General features: G+C 38.8%; 20 protein-coding genes. 13 read left to right on the top strand and 7 right to left on the bottom strand.

Features of this window, described 5'->3' with window-relative positions; genetic code table 11:
• Positions 1-41 precede the first annotated feature (41 nt).
• The gene (locus ABD930_RS11185) at positions 42-1,376 is read right to left on the bottom strand and encodes a dihydroorotase (protein ID WP_345231804.1); all 1,335 of its coding nucleotides are present in this window, start codon (positions 1,374-1,376) and stop codon (positions 42-44) included.
• Between the two features lie 88 nt (positions 1,377-1,464).
• Between ABD930_RS11185 and ABD930_RS11180 the strand changes: the two genes are divergently transcribed.
• The 5 genes from ABD930_RS11180 to ggt all read left to right on the top strand — a co-directional run bounded on the left by ABD930_RS11180 (position 1,465) and on the right by ggt (position 6,420).
• Positions 1,465-2,784, top strand: a complete 1,320-nt coding sequence (locus tag ABD930_RS11180) for a DEAD/DEAH box helicase (protein WP_345231803.1) — start codon at positions 1,465-1,467, stop codon at positions 2,782-2,784.
• On the top strand, positions 2,781-3,029 hold the full coding sequence (locus ABD930_RS11175) for a hypothetical protein (protein ID WP_345231802.1): 249 nt from the start codon (positions 2,781-2,783) through the stop codon (positions 3,027-3,029). Before ABD930_RS11180 ends, ABD930_RS11175 begins: the two co-directional genes overlap by 4 nt.
• 209 nt (positions 3,030-3,238) lie before the next feature.
• Positions 3,239-3,589 (top strand): gliding motility protein GldC, encoded by a 351-nt coding sequence (gldC, locus tag ABD930_RS11170; RefSeq protein ID WP_345231801.1) that lies wholly within the window; start codon positions 3,239-3,241, stop codon positions 3,587-3,589.
• An 85-nt stretch (positions 3,590-3,674) separates the two neighbouring features.
• Positions 3,675-4,679: an NAD(P)H-dependent glycerol-3-phosphate dehydrogenase gene (locus ABD930_RS11165; RefSeq protein ID WP_345231800.1), complete on the top strand. Its 1,005-nt coding sequence runs from the start codon at positions 3,675-3,677 to the stop codon at positions 4,677-4,679.
• 34 nt (positions 4,680-4,713) lie between these two features.
• Entirely contained in the window at positions 4,714-6,420 is a 1,707-nt protein-coding gene (ggt, locus tag ABD930_RS11160; protein ID WP_345231799.1) for a gamma-glutamyltransferase, read from the top strand.
• 102 nt (positions 6,421-6,522) lie between these two features.
• Here the strand turns inward: ggt and ABD930_RS11155 are convergent, their stop codons facing one another.
• The gene (locus tag ABD930_RS11155) at positions 6,523-8,316 is read right to left on the bottom strand and encodes a DEAD/DEAH box helicase (RefSeq protein ID WP_345231798.1); all 1,794 of its coding nucleotides are present in this window, start codon (positions 8,314-8,316) and stop codon (positions 6,523-6,525) included.
• 153 nt (positions 8,317-8,469) lie between these two features.
• The gene (locus tag ABD930_RS11150; protein ID WP_345231797.1) at positions 8,470-9,240 is read right to left on the bottom strand and encodes a DUF4397 domain-containing protein; all 771 of its coding nucleotides are present in this window, start codon (positions 9,238-9,240) and stop codon (positions 8,470-8,472) included.
• A gap of 112 nt (positions 9,241-9,352) precedes the next feature.
• Between ABD930_RS11150 and ABD930_RS11145 the strand changes: the two genes are divergently transcribed.
• The 4 genes from ABD930_RS11145 (at position 9,353) to ABD930_RS11130 (ending at position 13,767) form a co-directional block, all read left to right on the top strand.
• Positions 9,353-11,986, top strand: a complete 2,634-nt coding sequence (locus ABD930_RS11145; protein ID WP_345231796.1) for an FtsK/SpoIIIE family DNA translocase — start codon at positions 9,353-9,355, stop codon at positions 11,984-11,986.
• 69 nt (positions 11,987-12,055) lie between these two features.
• Complete coding sequence (gene lolA1 / locus ABD930_RS11140) at positions 12,056-12,712, top strand: outer membrane lipoprotein periplasmic chaperone LolA1 (RefSeq protein WP_345231795.1); 657 nt, start codon at positions 12,056-12,058, stop codon at positions 12,710-12,712.
• A 24-nt stretch (positions 12,713-12,736) separates the two neighbouring features.
• Positions 12,737-13,009 (top strand): hypothetical protein, encoded by a 273-nt coding sequence (locus tag ABD930_RS11135; RefSeq protein WP_345231794.1) that lies wholly within the window; start codon positions 12,737-12,739, stop codon positions 13,007-13,009.
• Positions 13,006-13,767 (top strand): MBL fold metallo-hydrolase, encoded by a 762-nt coding sequence (locus tag ABD930_RS11130; RefSeq protein ID WP_345231793.1) that lies wholly within the window; start codon positions 13,006-13,008, stop codon positions 13,765-13,767. Before ABD930_RS11135 ends, ABD930_RS11130 begins: the two co-directional genes overlap by 4 nt.
• A gap of 53 nt (positions 13,768-13,820) precedes the next feature.
• Here the strand turns inward: ABD930_RS11130 and ABD930_RS11125 are convergent, their stop codons facing one another.
• A complete protein-coding gene (locus ABD930_RS11125; RefSeq protein WP_345231792.1) occupies positions 13,821-14,564 on the bottom strand; it encodes a DUF3050 domain-containing protein in 744 nt (247 codons plus the stop codon).
• A gap of 179 nt (positions 14,565-14,743) precedes the next feature.
• Here ABD930_RS11125 and ABD930_RS11120 point away from each other — a divergent pair, with 179 nt between their 5' ends.
• Positions 14,744-15,379, top strand: coding sequence for a peroxiredoxin (locus ABD930_RS11120; RefSeq protein WP_345231791.1), 636 nt, complete (start codon positions 14,744-14,746; stop codon positions 15,377-15,379).
• 262 nt (positions 15,380-15,641) lie between these two features.
• Positions 15,642-15,839, top strand: coding sequence for a cold-shock protein (locus tag ABD930_RS11115; RefSeq protein ID WP_345231790.1), 198 nt, complete (start codon positions 15,642-15,644; stop codon positions 15,837-15,839).
• A 134-nt stretch (positions 15,840-15,973) separates the two neighbouring features.
• Here the strand turns inward: ABD930_RS11115 and ABD930_RS11110 are convergent, their stop codons facing one another.
• Genes ABD930_RS11110 through ABD930_RS11100 form a run of 3 tightly spaced genes read right to left on the bottom strand, consistent with a single transcriptional unit; the run spans position 15,974 to position 18,236 of the window.
• On the bottom strand, positions 15,974-16,948 hold the full coding sequence (locus ABD930_RS11110; protein WP_345231789.1) for a 2-hydroxyacid dehydrogenase: 975 nt from the start codon (positions 16,946-16,948) through the stop codon (positions 15,974-15,976).
• A 55-nt stretch (positions 16,949-17,003) separates the two neighbouring features.
• On the bottom strand, positions 17,004-17,393 hold the full coding sequence (locus tag ABD930_RS11105) for a DUF1634 domain-containing protein (RefSeq protein WP_345231788.1): 390 nt from the start codon (positions 17,391-17,393) through the stop codon (positions 17,004-17,006).
• A 9-nt stretch (positions 17,394-17,402) separates the two neighbouring features.
• Positions 17,403-18,236 carry a sulfite exporter TauE/SafE family protein gene (locus ABD930_RS11100; RefSeq protein ID WP_345231787.1) on the bottom strand — a complete coding sequence of 278 codons (834 nt, stop codon included), beginning with the start codon at positions 18,234-18,236 and terminating at the stop codon, positions 17,403-17,405.
• 476 nt (positions 18,237-18,712) lie between these two features.
• Here ABD930_RS11100 and ABD930_RS11095 point away from each other — a divergent pair, with 476 nt between their 5' ends.
• Together ABD930_RS11095 and ABD930_RS11090 are read left to right on the top strand one after the other, a co-directional pair.
• A complete protein-coding gene (locus ABD930_RS11095) occupies positions 18,713-19,936 on the top strand; it encodes a metallophosphoesterase family protein (protein ID WP_345231786.1) in 1,224 nt (407 codons plus the stop codon).
• Positions 19,933-22,998 carry an AAA family ATPase gene (locus ABD930_RS11090; protein WP_345231785.1) on the top strand — a complete coding sequence of 1,022 codons (3,066 nt, stop codon included), beginning with the start codon at positions 19,933-19,935 and terminating at the stop codon, positions 22,996-22,998. The genes ABD930_RS11095 and ABD930_RS11090 overlap by 4 nt, the downstream gene beginning before the upstream one ends.
• Positions 22,999-23,069 lie beyond the last annotated feature (71 nt).

Genomic DNA, 23,069 nt, shown 5'->3' with positions numbered 1-23,069 from the left:
ATCCCTCCATTGCGTGCGAAATGACGAATGTAAACAATACCTTAATCCCGTTCAAATAACAGTCGTTTTCCTGGCTCATTATTTACTATATGACCATTTTCAAAAGCTAGATTGCCTGAAACAATGGTATGGGTAATGGATGAACGGAAAGTATGTCCTTCAAATGGAGACCAGCCACACTTGGATAAAATATTAGCTTTATTTACCGTATAGGGTTTGTTCAAATCGACTAGTACAAGATCGGCAGCATATCCTTCCCGAATGTAACCTCTATTTGCTATCTGAAAACAGATTGCGGTATTATGAGCTGTTTTTTGGACGATTTGTTCCAAACTGATCTTACCTTCATGGTAGCAATCAAGTAAAGCCTGTAAGGCATGTTGTACTAACGGACCACCAGAGGGAGCAGTTGCATAAGGCCGCGATTTTTCGGCAATTGTATGTGGTGCATGATCGGTAGCGATCACATCAATATGCCCATCTCGCACGGCTTGGAAGATAGCTTCTTGGTCTTGTTTTGTCTTTACCGCCGGATTCCATTTGATAAAATTTCCCTTGGTTTTGTAATCTGCATCAGAAAACCATAAATGATGAATACAGGCCTCTGCCGTAATTTTCTTTTCATTTAACGGAAGATCATTACGAAATAAGCTGATCTCTTTAGCAGTAGAAATATGTAAAATATGTAAACGCGTACCAAACTTTTGGGCTAAGGAAACCGCATGCGATGATGACCGATAACAAGCTTCTGCAGAACGAATTAGTGGATGCATAGCTATCGTTAATTCATCATTTTCTTCTTGGAAACGCTTTACATTTGCTCGGATGGTTGCTTCGTCTTCACAATGGGTAGCGATTAACAACGGAACTTCTTTGAAAATTCCTTCTAAGGTCTGTTCATTATCAACTAACATGTTGCCTGTAGATGAACCCATAAATACTTTGACGCCACAAACCCGTTTAGGATCGGTTTTAAGTACTTCTTCCAAGTTATCATTCGCCGCACCCATATAAAAGGAATAATTGGCTAGTGAATTTTTGGCAGCGATCTGATATTTATCTTCCAATAAATCCTGTGTAAGTGTATTGGGAATGGTATTAGGCATCTCCATAAAGCTTGTCGTTCCACCGGCTACAGCCGCTCTGCTTTCGTGCCATATGTCTGCTTTGTCTGTTAAGCCCGGTTCTCTAAAATGAACTTGGTCATCAATCAGGCCTGGTAATAAGTAAAGGCCTTCTGCTTGGATGACCCGATCGGCTGGGTGGTTGATTTCATGGGCAATCATTTCAATGATTCCGTGATTCAAATATAAATCGGCTCGATAGATTTTTCCTTCATTAACGATGGTAGCGGCTTTAATTAATATAGACGACATAGTGGATGCTTTTATAATATATTGCATCAAACTTAGATAAACTTTCTTTCTTTCACAAGTTCCTATCTATTCGCTATATTTGTGGGCTATGAACAAATCCTTTGATGCGTTTAAGTTCAATAAGCAGTTGTTAAATGCAATAAGCGATGCGGGTTATACGACGCCTACACCGATACAGCAAAAGGCGATACCCCCCATATTAGCAGGTCAGGATGTGATGGGTATTGCCCAAACAGGTACCGGAAAAACAGCGGCTTACGTGCTGCCGATGTTGATGAAACTTAAATATGCACAGGGAAATGATCCACGTGCCCTCATCTTATCGCCAACACGGGAACTAGCCATGCAAATAGCGGAAAATATCGAACTATTTGCGAAATATACTGACTTGCGTACCGTAGTATTATATGGTGGGTTAGGTCCTAAAACACAGATTGAAGCGCTTAAAAAGGGAGTAGATATTATAGTAGCAACCCCTGGACGTTTTTTGGATCTTTACTTGGCACAACATATCCAACCAAAATTAATAAAGTTTCTCGTTCTCGATGAAGCGGATAAAATGATGGATATGGGCTTTATTGGAAAAATCCACCGCATTTTAGAAGTCGTCCCCCGAAAACGGCAAAATTTACTCTTTTCGGCAACGATGAGTGAGCTGGTGCACAAGATAGCTGGAGATTTTCTTGCTTTTCCAACAGTTATTGAAGTGGCCCCTCAGGCTACTCCAGCGCATACCGTTACGCAGCAAATCTATCTTGTTCCAAATCTTAAAACCAAAATTAATTTGTTGCAATATTTGCTGCAAGATGATCAAGATTATCACCGTTTGATCATTTTTTGCAAAACCAAAACAACGGCAGATAATGTGTACCACTTTCTTCACAGAAAATATGGAGAAGATGCTGTTCGTGTTATTCATGCCAATAAAGGCCAAAATACACGGATAAATTCCATTACTGCTTTTAAAGAAGGGAAAATTAGAATTTTGGTGGCCACAGATGTTGCTGCACGTGGACTTGACGTTACGGATGTAAGTCATGTCATTAATTTTGATATACCGATCGTAATTGAAGATTATGTCCATCGTATTGGCCGGACAGGCCGCGCTTATAAAAGTGGCGTAGCCATTAGTTTTTGTAATCCTGCCGAACAATATTACGTTCGCAAAATTGAACAACTGATTAGGCAAACGATACCTGTTGAAGAAATCCCTGCAGCCGTCACTGTGGAAAAAACGGGCTTTGAAGAACAACAAGCTATTGCCAGAGAAATTGATGCGCAGAAACGAAAAGACAATCCCGATTTTAAGGGTGCATTTCATGAAAAAAAGGCAACAAACCTTAAAACAAATAAGCACAAAAAGGAAAATACGAGGAAGAAGACGAATCATCCGAAACGTTACCGATGAGAAATTTACGCATAACACCCCTTAATATCGTTTGTGCTGTTTGGTTAGCGTGGCTATTCGGACAAGTACTTTTGAGCTCGTTGGAATGGAAAGTTGGATTAATGAGTTTCTTATTGGTCATGGTGATGGTGGTAGCTGATCAATTTTTTCGATTTTTTTTCAGAACAATGAAGCGGGTTTGGCTAACAGAAATAGGTTTCGTCGCATTTACCCTGCTAATCATTTGGGTAATCGGACTAATGTGATAAATTTAAGGTTTCTAGGGAGCACTACCATTGTAGCAAAATCTACGGCGGGAGTTTATGCATAAAATGGTTGTTTTTAAGGTATCTATGAGCTCGTCGCAAGCTTCTCGGTTTTTATTTCTTTTTACGGAAAAAAAAGAAAAGAAAGTAAATTATTATTTTTAATATAATTACCCTGTGCTAAATTAGCCCGATATAATTTTTAAGAAATGAGAACAGCAGAAATTAAACTAACAATAGACCTAGACGATGCTAATATCCCTCAACAGATAACGTGGGAATCGACGGAGGGAGATAATAAAGAGGCTTTACCAAGTAAAGCCTTCTTTTTAGCCTTATGGGACCATCATTATAAGAATGCCTTACGTATTGATCTATGGACAAAAGATATGCCATTGGATGAAATGAAGCGATTTTTCTATGAAACCCTTCAAACCATGGGCGATTCTTTTCTACGAGCTGCAGGAAGCGATCCATTAGCAGAAGCTGTTATTGGAGATTTGCGGGATTATTGCGCACACTTCGCAGAGAAAATGGAGGTTACACAACCACAAAAATAATTTCAAAAGGCTTATTCCAGTTTAATGGTAAGCTATTCGTCAAAAATGTTTAATTTGGCTTCATTATAGACCTGGTGGTTTTTATATGCAAAGAAAAATAAACGTAGCGGTAATAGGCGGTGGTAGTTGGGCAACGGCCCTGGTGAAAATGTTAAGTGATAATGATCAGGAAAAAAGTATTTTTTGGTGGATGCGTAATAAAGATGCCATAAACTATATTCGGCAATATCACCACAATCCCAATTATTTAAGTGCAATAGAGGTTAAAATCCCTTCTGCACAAATAACGGATGATCTTGTACACGTGATTGCATCTTGTGATGTAATAATATGGAGTATTCCAGCAGCATTTTTAAAAAATACTTTAGAAAGTATAGCTTCCGAGCAATTGGCAGGCAAACGTATGATTAGTGCCATCAAGGGAATTATTCCAGAAGAAAATCAATTAGTTGGAGATTACCTGCAAACTGTCTTCGATGTTCCATTGGCTCATATTGCCGTAATTAGTGGGCCTTGTCACGCAGAAGAAGTATCGCTTGAAAAGCTATCCTACTTAACCATAGCTTCAGCAGCAACAGATACGGCTACTTTATTTGCCGATTTACTATGTACCAGGTATATTAAAACTATTTTGTCTGACGATATTTATGGGACAGAGTATGGTGCTGTTCTTAAAAACATCTATGCAGTTGCTAGTGGAATATGCCATGGTATCGGTTATGGCGATAATTTTCAAGCCGTATTAATTTCAAATGCTATACGCGAAATGGCACGATTCGTGGCTAAAGTGCATCCAATTGGCCGAGACATTAATGAGTCTGCTTACTTAGGCGATCTGCTGGTAACAGCTTATTCCCAATTTAGTAGGAATAGAACCTTTGGAAATATGATTGGTAAGGGGTATACTGTAAAATCTGCACAATTAGAAATGAATATGATTGCTGAAGGTTATTATGCTTCAAAATGCATTCATGAGATTAATAAAACGTATAGGGTTGATATACCAATATGTAGAGCGGTTTATGCAATTTTATATGAAAAGCATTCTCCTCATGTGGAGATAAAATTACTTGCTGAACAGTTAACTTGAAGAAACCTAATGATTAACCTCTAATGATACGCTTATGAATAGGATTTCGCGGTATATCAATAAGAAAAGCAGTATTTTGCTTGTTGGGCTTTTCCTCTGTTTACGTGTCGATTGCTACGCGCAAACGATACCCGAATATCGAAATGGTATGGTTGTTTCTGCACATCCATTAGCTTCGAAGGTTGGTTTGAAAATCCTAAAAAAAGGCGGCAATGCGGTGGATGCAGCCATTGCTGTGCAATTTGCGTTAGCAGTAGTTTATCCAAATGCCGGTAATATAGGAGGGGGTGGATTTATGGTCTACCGATCGGGCAATAATGAATTGGCCGCACTTGACTTTCGGGAAACAGCTCCACGTAACGCAGATCGCGATATGTACTTAGATACAGAAGGCAATCCCATTGAACGTCTAAGTCTAGATGGACAATTATCGGTGGGTGTACCTGGTGTTGTTGATGGCATGGTTAAAGCGCACGAAAAATATGCTAAGTTGTCGTGGGGTGAATTGCTACAACCAGCCATAGATTTAGCTAGAAAAGGCTTCCCGATAACTGCCATGCAAGCAGAAGAATTGAATTTGCGTAAAGAGACTTTTCAACGTTTTAACCCATCTGGCACAGCCTTAATTAAAAAGAAAGGGGAATGGAAGGAAGGTGATTTATTGGTACAAAAAGATCTTGCTCATACCTTGAAACTTATAAAAGACAAAGGTAGGGCAGGCTTTTATGAGGGAAGAACCGCCTTTTTGCTGTTGGAAGAGATGAAGCGTGGTAACGGCATCGTTAGCTATGATGATTTAAAAAATTATCAATCGATATGGCGTAAGCCCATTATCGGTGATTATCGTGGTTATCAGGTGATATCCATGCCACCTTCTTCCAGCGGAGGAATAGCAGTGGTGTCTTTATTGAAAGCAGTAGAACCGTATCCTTTAGCCAAATGGGGATTTCAAACAGACTCTACTGTTCAATTAATGGTAGAGGCCGAAAGGAGGGTCTATGCAGATCGAGCCGAGCATTTAGGTGATCCCGATTTTTATGCAGTGCCTGTACGAGGCTTATTAGATACCGCCTATCAGCGTGAACGTATGAGCGATATGAATTTTGATCGTGCAACACCAAGCAGCGAAGTGAAGGCAGGTCATCCAAAAACCGATGAAAGTGAACAAACCACTCATTTTTCAATCGTTGATAAAGATGGCAATGCGGTAGCGATCACCACGACATTAAATAATTCCTATGGATCTCAAGTAGTGGTACAAGGTGCCGGATTTTTGCTGAATGATGAAATGGATGATTTTTCCATAAAACCTGGCGTACCCAATTTATACGGCTTGTTGGGAGGAAAGGCTAACGAAATAGCGCCTGGAAAACGGATGTTAAGCGCCATGAGCCCTACCATTTTAATGAAAGATAATAAACTTTTTATGGTACTGGGCACTCCTGGAGGATCAACCATTATTACTTCCGTTTTTCAAACGATAATCAACGTTATTGATTTCAAGATGGATATCCAATCGGCCGTGAATGCGGCTCGATTCCATCATCAATGGATGCCGGACGAAATTTTTGTAGAAGATAAGGCAATAGCTCCTGCTGTTCGGGAACGCCTTACAGGAAAGGGACATACCATTACGCCAAGGGCGAGCATTGGAAGAGTTGATGCGATATTGGTGAATTCGAACAATAAGTTAACGGGAGGAGCAGATATTCGGGGGGATGATACCGCTGTGGGGTACTGATATCAAACCCAAATAGTTGTTTTAGCTTTCCTTTGTCATCTTCCAAATAAAAAAAGGCTTCTATATAAATAAGAAGCCTTTTTTATTACGAAATGGTACGAACTACCATCTTTTTTTCTCACTTTTTCGTTCACGGCGTTTGCCAGAGAAGTCACGGAATCCACTTCCATTTCCTCCCTCAGTTCTTCCTCTATCGCGACTACGGCTGCTACTGCCTCCTCGGGATGAAGAACGGCTTCTGCCACCACTTCTACCTCCACCACCATCACGGTCGCCCGCCATTTCAACACGTACAGAACGCCCGTTGAAATCGACATGATCAAAACCATGCATAATCTTATCAACTACACCGTTTTCTACTTCAAAGAAAGTATATACGCCTTTTAAATCAATTTTACCAATGGATTTACCGTTAATTTGAGTATGGTTACAGATAAAACCAAGCATGTCTCCGCGTGTAAAATCATCAACAGAACCAAGGTTGATAAATAAACGCGTATAATCTGATTTATATCCATCCCGGCCAAATCGATCATTCCTTCCTCCACGGTCTCCACGAGTTTCATTGGCAGCTACATTTAAATCAGGAGCATTTTCATAGTAATCTAGGAAACGATTAAATTCCAAACTAGCGAAATGCTTAATAACATCTTCTTTGGAAAAATCAGCAAACTCGTCCATGATTCGAGGCAAATATTGCCCAATTTGATCATCGTTTACTTCTACCGATTTAACCTTATGTACAAGGGCAAATAATTGCTTTTCGCATACATCAAAACCATTAGGTATTTCCGCTTTAACAAACTGTTTACCTATCACGCGTTCAATTTGGCGGATTTTACCTAATTCTTTGGAGGTGATCAAGGCAATCGATACACCGGTTTTACCCGCGCGAGCCGTACGGCCGCTACGGTGCGTATAATTCTCTATTTCATCAGGTAATGAAAAATTGATTACGTGGGTAACATCGTTTACGTCAATTCCTCTTGCAGCAACGTCGGTTGCAATCAACAATTGCAAGTTCCGTTCACGATAACGCTTCATCACTTTATCTCGTTGTTGCTGGGAAAGATCGCCATGCAACGAATCAGCATTATAACCGTCTTTTATCAACGCTTCTGCAATCTCCTGCGTTTCAATTTTAGTCCGACAAAAGACGATTCCAAAAATTTCCGGATTAAAATCTACAATACGCTTAAAGGCTGCATATTTATCCCGAGGTCTTACAATGTAATATTCGTGATCAATATTGGCATTACCAGTATTCTTTGTTCCTACGGTGAGTTCAAACGGATCGGTCATGTAATTTTTTGCGATACGCCGAACTTCTGTTGGCATAGTGGCTGAGAATAGCCATGTTTTTTTCTCTTCGGGAGTAGTAGAAAGGATATCATTAATGTCTTCTTGAAAGCCCATGTTGAGCATTTCATCCGCTTCATCCAATACGACATATCGTACTCCCGAAAAATCGATTGCCTTACGACCGATAATGTCAAGCATCCGGCCAGGGGTGGCAACAACCAGTTGCACACCACGACGAATCTGACGTAATTGGTCACTAATATTCGCGCCACCGTATACGGCAACAACATGAACATTAGGGGTATTCTTCGAAAATTTTTTAATGTCATTAGCAATTTGCAAACATAACTCACGAGTTGGACATAATACCAACGCCTGTGGCGTGTTTTGCGAAAAGTCTAATAATTCTAACAACGGCAGGCCAAATGCTGCGGTTTTACCGGTTCCTGTTTGGGCTAATCCGACAAAATCGCTGCTGCCTGTAAGAAGCGCCGGAATGGCTTGCTCCTGGATGGGGGTAGGTTTTTCAAAACCTAACTCTGTAATGGCATTAACAATATCATGACGGATTCCCAATTGACTAAATGGGTTCATGAAATTCAAAAAACGTTAGACTTCATTGTCTAAAGAAGGTGCAAAGGTAAAATTAATAAGTTAAAAAAACAAATTTTATTTATTGTCCATAAAAAAGCCGCCCAAGGGGAGGGCGGCAGTCCATCTGTTGGGAAGTGATGGACATCAATCAACCTAATCGTGTTTGAGAATAAAAGCGTTCAACTTTTGTGCTTCTACCTCTGTATCCATAAGGCCTGCCGCCATTATGGTATAATATTGTCCTTGCTTTGGCTTAAAAGTAGTCTTGTGAAGCGGTGATCCTGTTGCATGATTAACAATGGTTATATCATAACTTGTATTATCGTCTGCTTTGATATCGCCAAAGGTGGTGTTTTGTTTAAATTTTTTCTGGCTGGCCAAAAGGGTATCAATATCGTTTGCTTTTAGATCTAATGATACGGAGTCTGGACAAAGATTAATAAAACGCACTTTTGCAAATCCATCTTTAGGAACGTCGTTGACATAAAAATCTTTTACCCCAAGTAATTGAATGGTGTCTAGCCGATCAACAGCAAAGATGGAATAACATGCACCGCCCTCCAAATTCCAGTTTTTAGCATCTAATTTTTTATTGCTGGAAGCATCGTTTATCTGAAACTGATTGCCTCCGGGATAAACATATTGATAAATAATACGATCGCCAAATTTGAATGATTGTGTGTTCACCTGATAGCCATTAACGCCAACAATTAGTTCTCCAGCATCGGGTGATGAATGCACAAAGGAAACCAATGCAGCGGGGATATCTCCATTCTCTCCATCATTATCCTTGAGGCAGGAGCTTAAGAATAATGTAGCAATGATTACGCTAAATAAATAAATCCACTTGTTTTTTTTCTTTTTTAATAAACCGGTTATGTCCATGCTAGTTGATAAAACGTATACCAATAAATCTTTATTCATATTTAACGTTTATAAAACGATAAATGCTACATTCGCTTTTGGAAATTTTATAGCAGGCGGTGATTTTACGTCCAAAAAAATCCATAAGTTTGTACCAAAGAATTTTGCTTTAATGTCTTTACAAGGAAATCAATTCAGATCTAATACCATAAAAGGCGAAGGAAGGGCCCGTAATACCAACGGTTCCAGGACTTCCCGTAGCGAACCGTCAATTAAACGGAGTAAAGTATCTAAAAAATTTAATTTTGAACATAGCAAAGCAGTGAAGATTGCTGGTTTGTTTTTTTTGGTTTTATCCCTCTACTTTTTAATAGCCTTCACATCTTATTTATTCACTTGGCAAAATGATCAAAGCTATGTTTCCGATGCCAATGGAGGATGGGGTACTTTATTCAAAACCCGCGAAGAATTGGAAAGCCTAGGTTTCAAAGAGGTAGTAGTTGAAAATTGGTTGGGTAAATTAGGGGCACTTCTAGCTAATCAGTTCATCTTTGAATGGTTTGGAATTTCGTCTTTTTTGTTCATTGGTGTTTTTTTTATCATTGGTTATAGGCTATTGTTTAAGGTAAAATTACTGCCATTAGACAAAGTTTTTGGTTATGGTTTTTTTCTTTTATTGTTTATTTCGGTTACTATTGGTTATTTTCATGGCTTTATAATTGATTATCCACATTTTCTGGAGGGATCGTTCGGTTTCTGGTCAAATAAAATCCTACAGGCCCAAGTAGGATCTGCGGGAGTGGGCGCCCTACTTTTATTTATTGGATTAACAGCGCTAATCATTGCGTTTAATATTGATTTTAAGATTCCGGAACGGAAAAAGAAAACAATATTATCCAATGGGGATGATGACTTTTTTGCAACTGGGGAAGAGGAATTAGATGAAGAAGATGATGATGACGGTGTAACGGAGAATACAATCATTCCAGCTAACCAACGGAATTCGTTGAGAAATGATAGCCAGCGATCAAATGATCAAAATACCGAACGACTTGCACAAAATTTAGAGGTTAAGGCTAAAAGAAGTACGGATGATGCTCGTCCAGCCAATGGACCGGCTTTTGAGTTGCAACCGTTACCGAATCAAGAACAGCCCCCCAAAGAAGAACATGCGGTTAATTCATTAAAGGAATCGCCAACTGTGCCAACACCAAATCTAACGGTAGAAAAGGTGAAAGAAGAGAAAACGCTAAGTCCGGCAGATGCCTTAGTTGAGCAGTTTGGGCAATATGATCCGAAGCTCGATTTGTCTGGTTATCAGTACCCTCATTTAGAGTTGCTTAAGGATTATGGCTCTGGAAAAATTGTCGTAAATAATGAAGAGCTTGAAGCCAATAAAGATAAAATTGTCGAAACATTAAGCAATTATAATATCGAGATTGACAAAATTAAGGCAACCATTGGTCCAACAGTAACACTCTATGAAATTATTCCTAAACCGGGAGTCCGAATTTCAAAAATCAAGAATCTCGAGGATGATATCGCTTTAAGTCTTGCTGCACTAGGTATCCGGATTATCGCACCAATGCCAGGTAAGGGAACTATTGGTATTGAAGTACCGAATACTAAGCCAGAAATGGTCGCTATGCGTGGAGTGATTGCTACAGAACGTTTCCAGCATACAGACATGGATTTACCCATCGCATTGGGAAAAACGATTTCAAATGAGGTATACATTGCTGATTTGGCCAAAATGCCTCACTTATTGGTGGCTGGTGCGACCGGACAAGGTAAATCAGTCGGTATTAATGCTATTATTACCTCCCTGCTTTATAAAAAACATCCCGCGGAATTGAAATTTGTCATGGTTGACCCTAAAAAAGTGGAATTATCGTTGTTTAAAACGATCGAACGACATTTTTTAGCAAAACTACCGGGTGAAGAAGAGGCGATTATTACCGATACCAAAAAGGTGATCAATACCTTAAATTCCTTATGTATCGAAATGGACCAGCGCTATGATTTACTAAAGAATGCGCAGGTCCGTAATTTGAGAGAATATAATAATAAGTTTATTAACAGAAGGCTTAACCCTGAGGAAGGACATCGTTTTATGCCTTTCATCGTGTTGATTGTGGATGAATTTGCCGATTTAATGATGACTGCCGGTAAGGAGGTGGAGACACCGATTGCACGTCTGGCTCAATTGGCACGTGCAGTTGGTATACATTTGGTAATTGCTACCCAGCGTCCTTCTGTAAATATTATTACGGGTACCATAAAAGCCAATTTCCCGGCACGACTAGCTTTCCGGGTATTATCTAAAGTGGACTCACGTACGATATTAGATACCGGTGGTGCTGATCAATTGATCGGTCGTGGAGATATGTTGCTGGCCACAGGGAGCGATCTTATTCGTATACAATGTGCGTTTGTTGATACACCAGAGGTAGAAGAAATATCTGAATTTATTGGTTCTCAACGGGGATATCCTTCAGCTTTTTTACTTCCCGAATATGTTGATGAAAGTGGTGATGGTAGTGGTTTAAGCGATATTGACCTTATAAATGATCGTGACGCATTGTTTGAAGAAGCTGCTCGTTTGATTGTATTACATCAACAGGGTTCTACTTCCCTTATTCAACGTAAGTTAAAATTAGGTTACAATAGAGCTGGCCGAATTATCGATCAATTAGAAGCTGCTGGTATCGTTGGTCCGTTTGAGGGTAGTAAAGCTCGGGAGGTATTGTATCCGGATGAATATTCATTGGAACAGTTTTTGGATACATTAGATAAGAAAGATTAATAGCTCGAATGAAACCTGCAATAAAAAGGTTCATGTAAGTTTCATTGCCATTAAAAATAATTTATTCTAATGAAAAAACGGACGTTATTATTAATAGGAATCTTATGCTCAGGTTTAGGTGTTTTGGCTCAAGATGACCCAGCAGCACAGAAGTTACTCCAGAGCGTAAGCCAGAAATACCAATCTTATCGCACTGCGAAGATTGACTTTTCCCTAAGGGCTACCAATCAGCAACAGCAAACAACGGTAAATCAACATGGAGCGTTAATTGTAGCGCCTAAATCAAATAAATACCGCATAACGACGGAGGATCAGGTATTGATTTCCGATGGCAAGCAACAATGGAATATCCTTAAAGAAGAACAGGAAGTACAGCTAACAGATGCTGCTGGAGGAGGAGAAACCGAAACCATAACACCAGCTACTATTTTTACGTTTTACACTAAAGGTTTTACGTATGGAGCTGCTCGGGATGAAACAGTCTCTGGTAAACGATTAGCGGTAATTGATTTAAGTCCGGAAGATAACCGAAAGTCTTTTTCTAAAGTACGTTTAAGAATCGATAAAAATGCACAGCAAATTTATGACATAACTGTTTTCGATAAAGGAGGAAGTCAAAATCAGTATAGCATTCAAAAATTTACACCCAATGTGGAAGTTACCACAAAAACCTTTACCTTTGATAAAGCGGATTTTCCTCATATGGAAATGGTGGATTTGCGATAATCATTCATTTTAATAACATTAACCGTGTTACCATTTACACCCCATAGTTTGGAGAAATTGGAATCTCTTTTTAAGGGAATGGGATATAAGGTACGTTATGAAAAGGGAACATTTAAAACGGGTTCTTGCCTTTTGCAGAATAATAAAGTTATCGTGATTAACCGTTTTTCCAACATTGAAGTGAAAATCAATGCTTTATTAGAATTATTACAGCAGATAGAACCTGATGTAACGAAATTGGATGATAAACAAAAACAACTGCTGTTTACGATCAAACAAACTAAATTAACGCTTTGACGATTAGATTCTTAGGTACTGGAACTTCACAAGGGGTTCCTGTAATTGCTTGCGATTGCCGCGTTTGTACTTCTGTTGATCCTCGAGACAAACGTCTTCGCTCTTCAGTGTTGGTAACGGAAAATGGTAAAAATATAGTTATTGATACCGGACCAGATTTCCGCTATCAAATGTTAAGAGAAAATATAAAGCATTTAGAAGCGGTTTTGTACACCCATGCGCATAAAGACCATATCGCAGGTTTAGATGATATTCGGGCTTTCAATTATTTTCAAGGCGTTGCCATTGATGTATATGCTGATCAACGTGTTCAAGATGAATTAAAAAGAGAGTTTTATTATATGTTTAATGAACATAAGTATCCTGGTATTCCACGTATTAATCTCCATGATGTTAACCAAGAAACAATCTATTTACATGATATTGCCATTGAGCCTATTGAGGTTATGCATCATGAGCTTCCTATAAAAGGATATCGATTTGGCGATTTTACGTATCTTACTGATGTGAAAACAGTATCCCCTTTAGCGATTGATAAGATTAAAGGAACAAAGATTTTAGTCATTAACGCACTGCAGCGAGAACCCCACATTTCTCATTTCAATTTGGAAGAAGCCTTAGCCTTTGCCCATACGATAGGAGCGGAGCAAACATATCTTACACATATTAGTCATCGCCTTGGCCGATATCAAGAAGTTTCACAAGAGCTTCCCGATGGCGTCTACTTGGCTTACGACGGTTTGATGTTAACACTTTAATACTTTTTCCCTGATCGTTGTTTTAAAATTTGTTCTAATACGCTGTCCCATAATTAAATACGTAATTTAAGCGCTTTGATAATTGCATTTTCAGCTGTTTTCCAATATGCAAGATCGTCGCCACACAATTTAGCTGTCATTTGCAGTGCTAAATGACGATGATGATCACCATCGACTTCGATATGCCTTTCTAAATAATAGTTAAATAGACTTATATTGTCTGGAAACTGTTTGGCTAAATCATTAACCATGGTGATAAACATGCTAGGAATGAGATCTTCGCGACTAAACGTAAATACCGCTGCCTGACTGTGTATTGGCTCTTCAGTAATAACCTGAAAAGTGCCCGCTACAAAATCTTTTATTGCATAGGCTGTGTTAACGGCCACTAAACTTTCTTGAATACTTTTTCCTTGTAAAAGGAAGTGTAAGAAGTCTTGGATAGCAGATAAATCTGCACCACATTGTAGCATTGCTTCCAAATATAATTCATAATGACTTTTCCTATGTCCGTTAGGGTCAATATCCGATTCTTCTCCAGTTACAATCTCATTAATGAGGTACCTGATATCGGGATCGCCAGTTGGAAACCAGGGTACTCGAGTACACGTTAACTGCTGTTGAAGTGATTTTAATAAAGACATGAAATCCCAAACAGCAAAAATATGGTGTTCCATAAAAATTCTTAAATCATCTATTGTGTGAATTGCCTCATATACAGGATGATTAATAATTTGTTGCTTGTAGGGATGTATAGTGGCTTCTAATGCTGCTATTGCGGAAGATTGTACGATCATATAAAACAAAAATGGTTGTGAAGGTAAGTAAAACAATGGAATTTTACCAACATTAATTGAGCAGGGCTACGATTCGTTTTATGATATTTTAATGATTTCAAACTTTGCGTAAAATTTGCTGTTGTCAACAAAATCTATTACTTTAGTATACTTTATAAAAATTAAAAGGAGGATCAATAATGAGTTTACAATTAGGAGATGTTGCACCAAATTTCGATGCGGTAACAACGGAAGGTAATATTAATTTCTATGATTATGTTGGCGATAGTTGGGTAGTGTTATATTCGCATCCCTCAGATTATACCCCTGTGTGCACAACGGAGTTGGGAAGAACAGCTTCCTTAAAGCACGAATTTGATAAACGTAATGTTAAAGTGTTGGCATTAAGTGTGGATAGCGTAGAAGATCACCATGGATGGGTAAAAGATATTAATGAAACGCAAAATGTGGAGGTCAATTTTCCAATTATAGCGGATAAAGATAGAAAGATAGCTGAAGCTTATGGAATGATTCATCCAAACGCTTCGGCTACAGCAACGGTACGCTCGGTATACGTGATCGATCCGCAGAAAAAGGTCCGCTTAACAATTACTTATCCGGCATCTACGGGTAGAAATTTCCAGGAAATTCTTCGGGTCATCGATTCTTTACAGCTGACAGAAAATTACAGTGTAGCAACACCAGCAGATTGGAAAGATGGGGAAGATGTGATTGTTGTGCCCGCTATTAAGACAGAAGATATACCGGCAAAATTTCCTAAAGGTTACCAAGAAATAAAGCCTTACTTACGCACGACACCTCAACCTAACAAATAAAAATGAGTAAATAAAGTAAAATGAGGTTTGCAAAGAATTTAAATAAAGCTTATTGAATTTTTTTGTTAAATCATTGAAAAATTAAAAATTTTATAGTAGGTTTGAGATAGTTTAAATGAATACTGTTCGGATTTCTGCCATAGCGGTGTTGTTGGAACTGTTTTTTAAGCAATTTACTGAGAATTAACCTGTGTTTCCTAAGTGATGATGCGTCAGTAACTATAGGTTCCACAACAATCGTACAATACAAATATTTTAATTGATGAAAACCGGAAAAGTAAAATGGTTCAATGCGCAAAAGGGATTTGGGTTTATTATCCAAGAGGATGGAACCGACATTTTTGTTCATTTTAAAGATGTGAATGGTGGTATTGGTGCCATCAAAGATAATGATACTGTAGAATTTGAAGTTGCCGAAGGCAGAAAAGGTCAACAGGCTGTGAATGTTAAAAAAATTTAAAGCATATTGACCGTAAATTTAGGATTTAGGAAAAAATAATAGTCCAAGAGATTATATTCTTGGACTATTTTATTATATGACTACTAACAAAGCGCTTTCCTTACAATCGTTAACATTTCTTGTACGAGACTTTATCAATGATAAGCTTCAGGGTTAACAAGGTATGGTAATCGCTCGCCTTTTGATGCTGCAATTATATTTTTTGCAGCAATCGTTGCCATTCCATCTCTTGCCTCTCGAGTAGCCGAACCGATATGAGGAAAAACAGCGACCGTTGGCATTGCCAGTAGCGGATTATCTTTGTCCATAGGTTCGGGATCCGTAACATCTAAACCGGCTCCCCATATTTGTCCGGTTTGGATGGCGTGGATCAAATCCGGTTCATGATGTACACTACCTCTGGATGCATTGATAAAAATAGCCGACGGTTTCATCTTGGCAAAAACAGACGCATTAAATTTATGCCTAGTTTCAGCCGTTAAGGTTGAAAATGCCGCTAAAACATCACTTTGACTCACCAACTCTTCAAAGGATACCCGTTTTGCACCAAGCTCCTGCTCAGCTTTTTGATTAGAGGAGCGGTTGTGGTAGATAATGGGCATATTAAACGCTACCTTAGCTTTCCTGGCTAATTCGTATCCAATATTTCCTAGTCCAAATATACCCAATGTCTTTCCTGTCAGGGAGAAACCTAGGTCATCAGTCGGCTGACTGAATCCCCATTTCCCTTCGATAATCTTTTTATGTAAGAAAAGTGCTTTTCTCGACACCGCCAGCATGAGCAAAAATGCAGTATCAGCAGTGGCCTCACTTAATACATCGGGTGTATTGCCCACCGGTATTTTTAAGCGGGTAGCTTCTTGTATGTCAATGCGATCGTATCCAACAGAATGAAGTGCGATCACTTTTAGGTGTTTACATGCTTGTAAAAACTCTTGGTCTAATGGGCCCCAACCGGCAGTTAATAATGCATCATGCGCCTGGCATTTTTCGATAAGAGCGGCTTTACTTAGTTCATTATTTGCCGTGTGCTGTTCGTATGGAATTCCAGCCTCCTCAAGTAAATCTAAACCGATTTGTGGAATAATTCGATCAATAAATACAGTCATGCAGGATAAATTAAAATTAAAAAGAAAAAGTAAACGGTTACAATCTCCTAACGCCCTAATGGGCAAAGCCAAAAAATACACTGAAGCAGATAATGCCTATTACCAGTAACGTAATACCAACATAAAGATAGTCTTTTTCGATGAAGAAAGCGACGAGTGAAAAGATTAGCCTAAGAATAGGTGTCAGAAAAAGCAGCATGACGCCCAATAAAATGATACTATGCCCGTAACCCTGAAAAACACCATTGAGCATGTGCTTGATAACGTCAAAGATATTATCATCATGTTCTACAAATGTCTGGTAGTTAACAAACTCGCGATCATGACGAAATAAATAGATAATACCGCCTAGGGTCGCTACTGTTAAGGCGGTCCATACACCATAGCGCAATAAATTACCGATAATCAATTGAATATCCCTGTCACCTAAATTTGACTGTTTCATGTTATGTAACTAAATATTTCCAACAACGCCATTATAAACCATATTAAGCGCAAGCATAATGATAATTACCGCAAAGAATAGGCGTAATTTTCTTGGGTTTGCCTTAATAAGTATCCTTGCGCCGGTCATTGCTCCTAAAAGCACTCCGATTACTGCCGGCATACAAATGACCGGTTCGATATAGCCCTTCTGAAGATAAATGACCGCACTAGCAGTGGCCGTTACCCCCATCATAAAATTGCTAGTAGTAGTCGATACTTTGAAGGGAATTTTCATAATATTATCCATCGCAATTACCTTAAAAGCACCAGAGCCAATGCCCAATAATCCAGAAAGCATACCCGCAAGACCCATCATACTAAATCCTCCAATCACGTTTTTCGTGCCATAAGCTATTCTAGTTTTACCCTCAGGGTAAGTAGAAGGAAGTTTTAACAAAATGGCTAGTTTACTGGAAGTTTTTACTGCATGCTCCTGCTTTTTACGAAGCGAATTGATCGATGAGAAAATAAGTGTACAGCCAAAAAGAACAGCAATAAAACTGGTTGGTGCAATAGTCGACATTAAGGCGCCTCCTATGGCGCCAGCAGTTGTTGCTATTTCAAGAAACATACCCAAACGCATATTGGTTATTCCCTCTTTAACATAGGCTGCTGCAGAGCCAGACGATGTTGCAATAACCGAAACCAAGGCAGCGCCTATTGCATAGTGTATATCTACATGTAACACGGTTGTTAGCAAAGGAATAATGACGACACCGCCACCAAGTCCAGAAAGTGAACCAATAAAACCTGCTGCATACGCTCCCAATAAAAGGATAAGCGTAAAAGTTAATACTGTCATTAATGTATGGTTTTGCGCCAAACTTAGCCAAATTGTTTGATAATATTGCATATTAAAAAAATCTATGCTTTACTTTTCCCCCCCCTTTTTTTCCACGAAAAAATGTAACAAAACCGAAGAGCAAAGCGATGAGCTCATGAATACCATTGACAGCAAATACGAATGAATAATGCCCTAAAGTAAAAATCATTTTATTCATAAAAACTCTCGCGGTAGAGCATTGCTATAGCAAAAGCATCCTCCATGTAAACCGCAATTCGTTACGACGGACCTTTAGCAGAACGGAGATTCTCCGCCAAACATGTGGAAAGCATAATAGGATTGTAGGCTATAAAGAAAAAGTTGTTAGGACATTTCCATGTGTAACCATCAACTCTTGATATTTCCGTTCAGATTCAATACAATTCTTTAATAAATAGGATACTTTAGTGTAGTAAATTTCCGTTTATAATTTATAATGTTTATAATGCATAACGATGAAATTACTGCATACAGCCGATTGGCATTTAGGTAAGAAATTAGATCGATATACACGTTTAGAAGAGCAGAAGATTGTTTTAGAAGAGATGATTGCAATAGCTGATGAAGCTGCTGTAGACGTTGTTTTGGTAGCAGGAGATCTATTTGATGCATTTAACCCTGCTGCAGAGGCGGTCGAATTATTATATAAAAGTTTAAAAAGACTTGCTCGAAACGGCGAACGTGTGGTTATCGCCATTGCAGGTAATCACGATTCGCCAGATCGGATTGACTCTCCGGATGCGCTTGCTCGAGATTGTGGAATTATATTTGCCGGATACCCTCATATAGAAGTAGCTACCGGAGAAATTTCCGGTGGAGCACGAATAACAAAAAGTGAACCCGGTTTTCTTGAGTTACAATTACCCAAATATGCCTATCCATTACGCGTACTGTTAACACCCTATGCCAATGAATATCGTATGCGAACATTTCTTGGGACAGTGCAGGTAGAAGATGAGCTACGAAAATTAGTACAGAATCATTGGCAAAGATTAGCCGATAAATATTGCGATGCAAGGGGAGTGAATATACTGGTGGCTCATCTTTTTGTAATGAAAAAGGGAGAAATACCACCAGAAGAGCCCATTGATGAAAAACCAATTCTTCATTTAGGTGGTGCACAGGCAATTTACAGCGAAAATATTCCGCACGGTCTTCACTATGTTGCCTTAGGGCATTTGCATCGCTATCAGGAAATCGATAAACAACGTATGCCCATTATCTACAGTAGTAGTCCGTTAAGTTACAGCTTTGGCGAAGCCGGACAGCAAAAATACGTCGTCTTAATTGATGCCGAACCAGGGCGTATAGCTGAGTTCGAACGAATAGCGTTACGGAGTGGGCGTCCGCTACATCGAAAGCGTTTTGAAGCCATAGAAGAAGCATTAACATGGTTAATGGCAAACCCCGAAACCTGGGTAGAGTTGACGATAGTAAGTGACGATTATTTAGGTACAGAAGATCGACGCCTCTTATTGCAAGCGCATGATGGCATCGTAGCAATCATACCGGAAATAAAAAATAAGTTAACGGATCAAAACAAAGGCCACACGATTGACCTTAGTCAAAGTATCGACGACTTGTTTTTACAGTATTTCGCGTACCGTAACGGACAGCAACCCAATGAGGAGTTAATTAAGTTATTTAAGGAAATAAGAGCTGAACAAATAGACGAATGATTCCAGTTTCATTAACCATCAAAGGATTATTTTCTTATCAAAAAGAACAAACTATTTATTTTGATAAACTGCTGGAAGGGCAGCTATTTGGCATTTTTGGATCTGTTGGTTCAGGAAAATCTTCCATTCTTGAAGCTATTGCCTTTGCACTATATGGAGAAATTGAACGCCTGCATCTAAGAGACGATCGTAATTACAATATGATGAATCTCAAATCCGATGAGTTGTTGATCGATTTCGTTTTTTCCAATTTCGATGAACAATGCTATCGATTTGTTGTGCGGGGAAAAAGACATGGTAAAAAATTTGATAAGGTAAACACATTTGAACGTTCCGCTTATTTACAAGAAAATGGGCATTGGAAACCGTTAGCTGTAACAACTGCCGAACAGATTTTGGGCTTGAGTTATGAAAATTTCAGGCGTACGATTATTATCCCTCAAGGGAAATTTCAAGAATTTCTACAGCTGACGGATAAGGCACGTACAGACATGCTTAAAGATATTTTTCAGTTAGATAAGTTTGAGTTTTTTCAACAAACGACTTCTCTTGAACGGAAAAATAGCGAAGCAATGCAACGACTAGCGGGTCGATTAGCAGCCTTTGAGGAAGTCAATACACCTATAATCGATCAGGCGAAAGAAACGCTAAAGGCAGAAGAACTACAATTAAAAGCTCTGTCTGATGAGCTCATACGCAAAGAGCAGTCGATCAAAACGTTAGAGCAACTCAAGCAGTTGTTTGAAGAAAGGCATGTTGCCGCAGCTTACGTCGAAAAGTTGCAAGATAAAGAGCAGGAATATCAGATTATACGGGATCGATTAGGTGATTATGAATTTTGTCTACGACATTTTAAGGCAGATTTACAGCGATTGGATGAATTGGCGTTGGGGATTCAAAAAAGAGAGGATAGTTTAAACGACTATCAACATCGATTGAAGATTTGCGATACCCAGCTGATGGAGCAACAGCAAGAGTTTGCGACGGTTACCGCTAAATATCAGACTATCGATACCCTTATTCAGAAAAAACAGGATTATCAAATTGGGATCCAATTATTAGCATTAAAAGAGGCAATTAAGCACTTAACCAATAGAATTGCAAAGGGTAAAGATTTTGTAGATCGTGCGCAAAAAGACCGGATACATCGGGAGAAAATAGGTTTAACCTTAAAAGAAAAAGTAAAAAAGAAAAAAGATGCCAAGCCAGACATTACCGTGCTTTCGGCCATAAAAAGTTGGTTTATTCAAACCGAAATGCTCGAGAAAAACGCGGAAAACAGTTTGTCAGCGTTAAATCAAGCGGACGATGCATTAACACATATCGATCAATTACGTGATGAAATGCTTTCCCAAGAACATATTAACAGTGATACTCCATATCATGAAGAGTTGGAAAAGCGCGAAGCAGCTCTGGAGAGCCAGTTGGAATTGTTGACACAGGAAATGAATCATGCTCAATTGCAGACTAAATTAGGTGACCTTGTTGCCGCTTTACATGATGGTGAAGCCTGTCCGCTGTGCGGTTCAACCACACATCCAAAGATGATGATTTTAGAAGATGTGGAGCAACAGGTGAAAACATTAAAAGAGAAAGAAAATAAAACAAGAGAGGCACTGAAGGCTTTGCAATCGCTAAGGCGGCAATTGGATATCCTAGAAGTAGAACGCTCGTCTGTCGAAAAAAATAAAGTGGGATTGACCGAGAAGTATCAGACTGATAAGGAATCCTTACAACAACAGTTAGCCAGTTTTTCATGGGAAGGATACGATAGCAAAAATAGTACGCTCATTGATGAACAATTGAATAACTACAAATTAATAGAAGATGAAATTGATTTATTGGAAGAAGAAATAAATGCAAATGACGAGCTGCTTAAAAAAACAACAGCAGATCGCGATCAGTATGAAGCCGCCGTTCGAAAGATTATAGAAGAAGAGCGATCAAAGGCAGGTTCACTTCAGTTATTGCTTGGACAATTGAAAGTGATACCTATAGCTGAAATAGAGTCAATTGATTTTAAGCAATTGGAAGAAAAGATCTTAAGCATTGATAATGAATGTTCTGCAATCAACCACCGATACGAAGTTTTACAACAAGAACTGTTGGAACAGCAACAGCTTAAACTGGCCTTAGAAACACGCTTTCAGGCCGTCATCGAAAGTCTTTCCGCTGAAAAGGAACGCTTAGCTTTTATGAAAGAACAAGTTCAACGAACACTTAATAATTCTAAGTTCGCTAGCTTAAAAGAAGTGACCGATTTATTAGCATTGGATATTCAAGTAGAGGAAACACGTAATAATATGGAACGTTTCTTTCAACAATTGTATAATGCTAAAGATCAATATAACAAGTTAAAGGATAAAACGGCTGGATTGGTATTTGAAGAGGAAACGTTTATTCGGCAACTGGAAGATTACCAACAATTCAGGGAAATCGTGGCACAGGCGCAGGAGACTTATGTTGCCTCAAAAAGTAACCTGGAACGCATGATAAACCAATTAGAACAGAAACAACAATTGCAAAAAGATTTGCAGCAATTGCAACAACGAGCTAATAATCTAAATACATTAAAGAATTTATTTAAAGGAAGTGGTTTTGTGAGTTACATTTCATCTGTTTATCTACAACAACTTTGTGAAATCGCGAATAGACGATTTTATAAATTAACACAACAACAATTGAGGTTGGAAGTAACGGATAAAAACGAATTTCAAGTACGTGATTATCTCAATGATGGTAAAACACGGCTAGCCAAAACCTTATCGGGAGGACAAATCTTTCAAGCATCGCTATCTTTGGCTTTAGCCTTAGCTGAATCAATACAACAACAGCATAAAGCAAAACAGAATTTCTTCTTTTTGGATGAAGGTTTTGGCTCCCTAGATAAAGAATCTCTCGCTGTAGCTTTTGATACCCTAAAGACCTTACGAAACGAACACCGGATAGTTGGTATAATTTCCCATGTTGAAGAATTGCAGCAGGAAATAGACGTTTTTTTACAGGTAAAAAACGACCCTCTGCATGGTACGAAAATTAAAGGAAATTGGGAATCCTATTGAGTGCTCGGGTTCGGTTTTTACTTTTTACTTTTAAATAAACATCTCCTCTTATTGTTTGTTAATCAAATAGA

It is taken from the genome of Olivibacter ginsenosidimutans (assembly GCF_039542865.1).
Taxonomy (GTDB): domain Bacteria; phylum Bacteroidota; class Bacteroidia; order Sphingobacteriales; family Sphingobacteriaceae; genus Olivibacter; species Olivibacter ginsenosidimutans.
The sequence above is the reverse complement of the archived record's forward strand: the minus strand, read 5'-3'. Positions and strand labels throughout refer to the sequence as shown.

Excerpts from the sequence above, each read along its gene's own strand:
- gldC (WP_345231801.1), top strand. The coding sequence starts at position 3,239 with ATGAGAACAGCAGAAATTAAACTAACAATAGACCTAGACGATGCTAAT.
- ABD930_RS11100 (WP_345231787.1), bottom strand. The coding sequence starts at position 18,236 with ATGACAGTATTAACTTTTACGCTTATCCTTTTATTGGGAGCGTATGCA.
- ABD930_RS11090 (WP_345231785.1), top strand. The coding sequence starts at position 19,933 with ATGATTCCAGTTTCATTAACCATCAAAGGATTATTTTCTTATCAAAAA.
- ABD930_RS11145 (WP_345231796.1), top strand. The coding sequence starts at position 9,353 with ATGTCTTTACAAGGAAATCAATTCAGATCTAATACCATAAAAGGCGAA.
- ABD930_RS11185 (WP_345231804.1), bottom strand. The coding sequence starts at position 1,376 with ATGTCGTCTATATTAATTAAAGCCGCTACCATCGTTAATGAAGGAAAA.
- ABD930_RS11095 (WP_345231786.1), top strand. The coding sequence starts at position 18,713 with ATGAAATTACTGCATACAGCCGATTGGCATTTAGGTAAGAAATTAGAT.
- ABD930_RS11180 (WP_345231803.1), top strand. The coding sequence starts at position 1,465 with ATGAACAAATCCTTTGATGCGTTTAAGTTCAATAAGCAGTTGTTAAAT.
- lolA1 (WP_345231795.1), top strand. The coding sequence starts at position 12,056 with ATGAAAAAACGGACGTTATTATTAATAGGAATCTTATGCTCAGGTTTA.
- ABD930_RS11120 (WP_345231791.1), top strand. The coding sequence starts at position 14,744 with ATGAGTTTACAATTAGGAGATGTTGCACCAAATTTCGATGCGGTAACA.
- ABD930_RS11105 (WP_345231788.1), bottom strand. The coding sequence starts at position 17,393 with ATGAAACAGTCAAATTTAGGTGACAGGGATATTCAATTGATTATCGGT.
- ABD930_RS11165 (WP_345231800.1), top strand. The coding sequence starts at position 3,675 with ATGCAAAGAAAAATAAACGTAGCGGTAATAGGCGGTGGTAGTTGGGCA.
- ABD930_RS11150 (WP_345231797.1), bottom strand. The coding sequence starts at position 9,240 with ATGAATAAAGATTTATTGGTATACGTTTTATCAACTAGCATGGACATA.
- ABD930_RS11115 (WP_345231790.1), top strand. The coding sequence starts at position 15,642 with ATGAAAACCGGAAAAGTAAAATGGTTCAATGCGCAAAAGGGATTTGGG.
- ggt (WP_345231799.1), top strand. The coding sequence starts at position 4,714 with ATGAATAGGATTTCGCGGTATATCAATAAGAAAAGCAGTATTTTGCTT.
- ABD930_RS11125 (WP_345231792.1), bottom strand. The coding sequence starts at position 14,564 with ATGATCGTACAATCTTCCGCAATAGCAGCATTAGAAGCCACTATACAT.
- ABD930_RS11155 (WP_345231798.1), bottom strand. The coding sequence starts at position 8,316 with ATGAACCCATTTAGTCAATTGGGAATCCGTCATGATATTGTTAATGCC.
- ABD930_RS11175 (WP_345231802.1), top strand. The coding sequence starts at position 2,781 with ATGAGAAATTTACGCATAACACCCCTTAATATCGTTTGTGCTGTTTGG.
- ABD930_RS11110 (WP_345231789.1), bottom strand. The coding sequence starts at position 16,948 with ATGACTGTATTTATTGATCGAATTATTCCACAAATCGGTTTAGATTTA.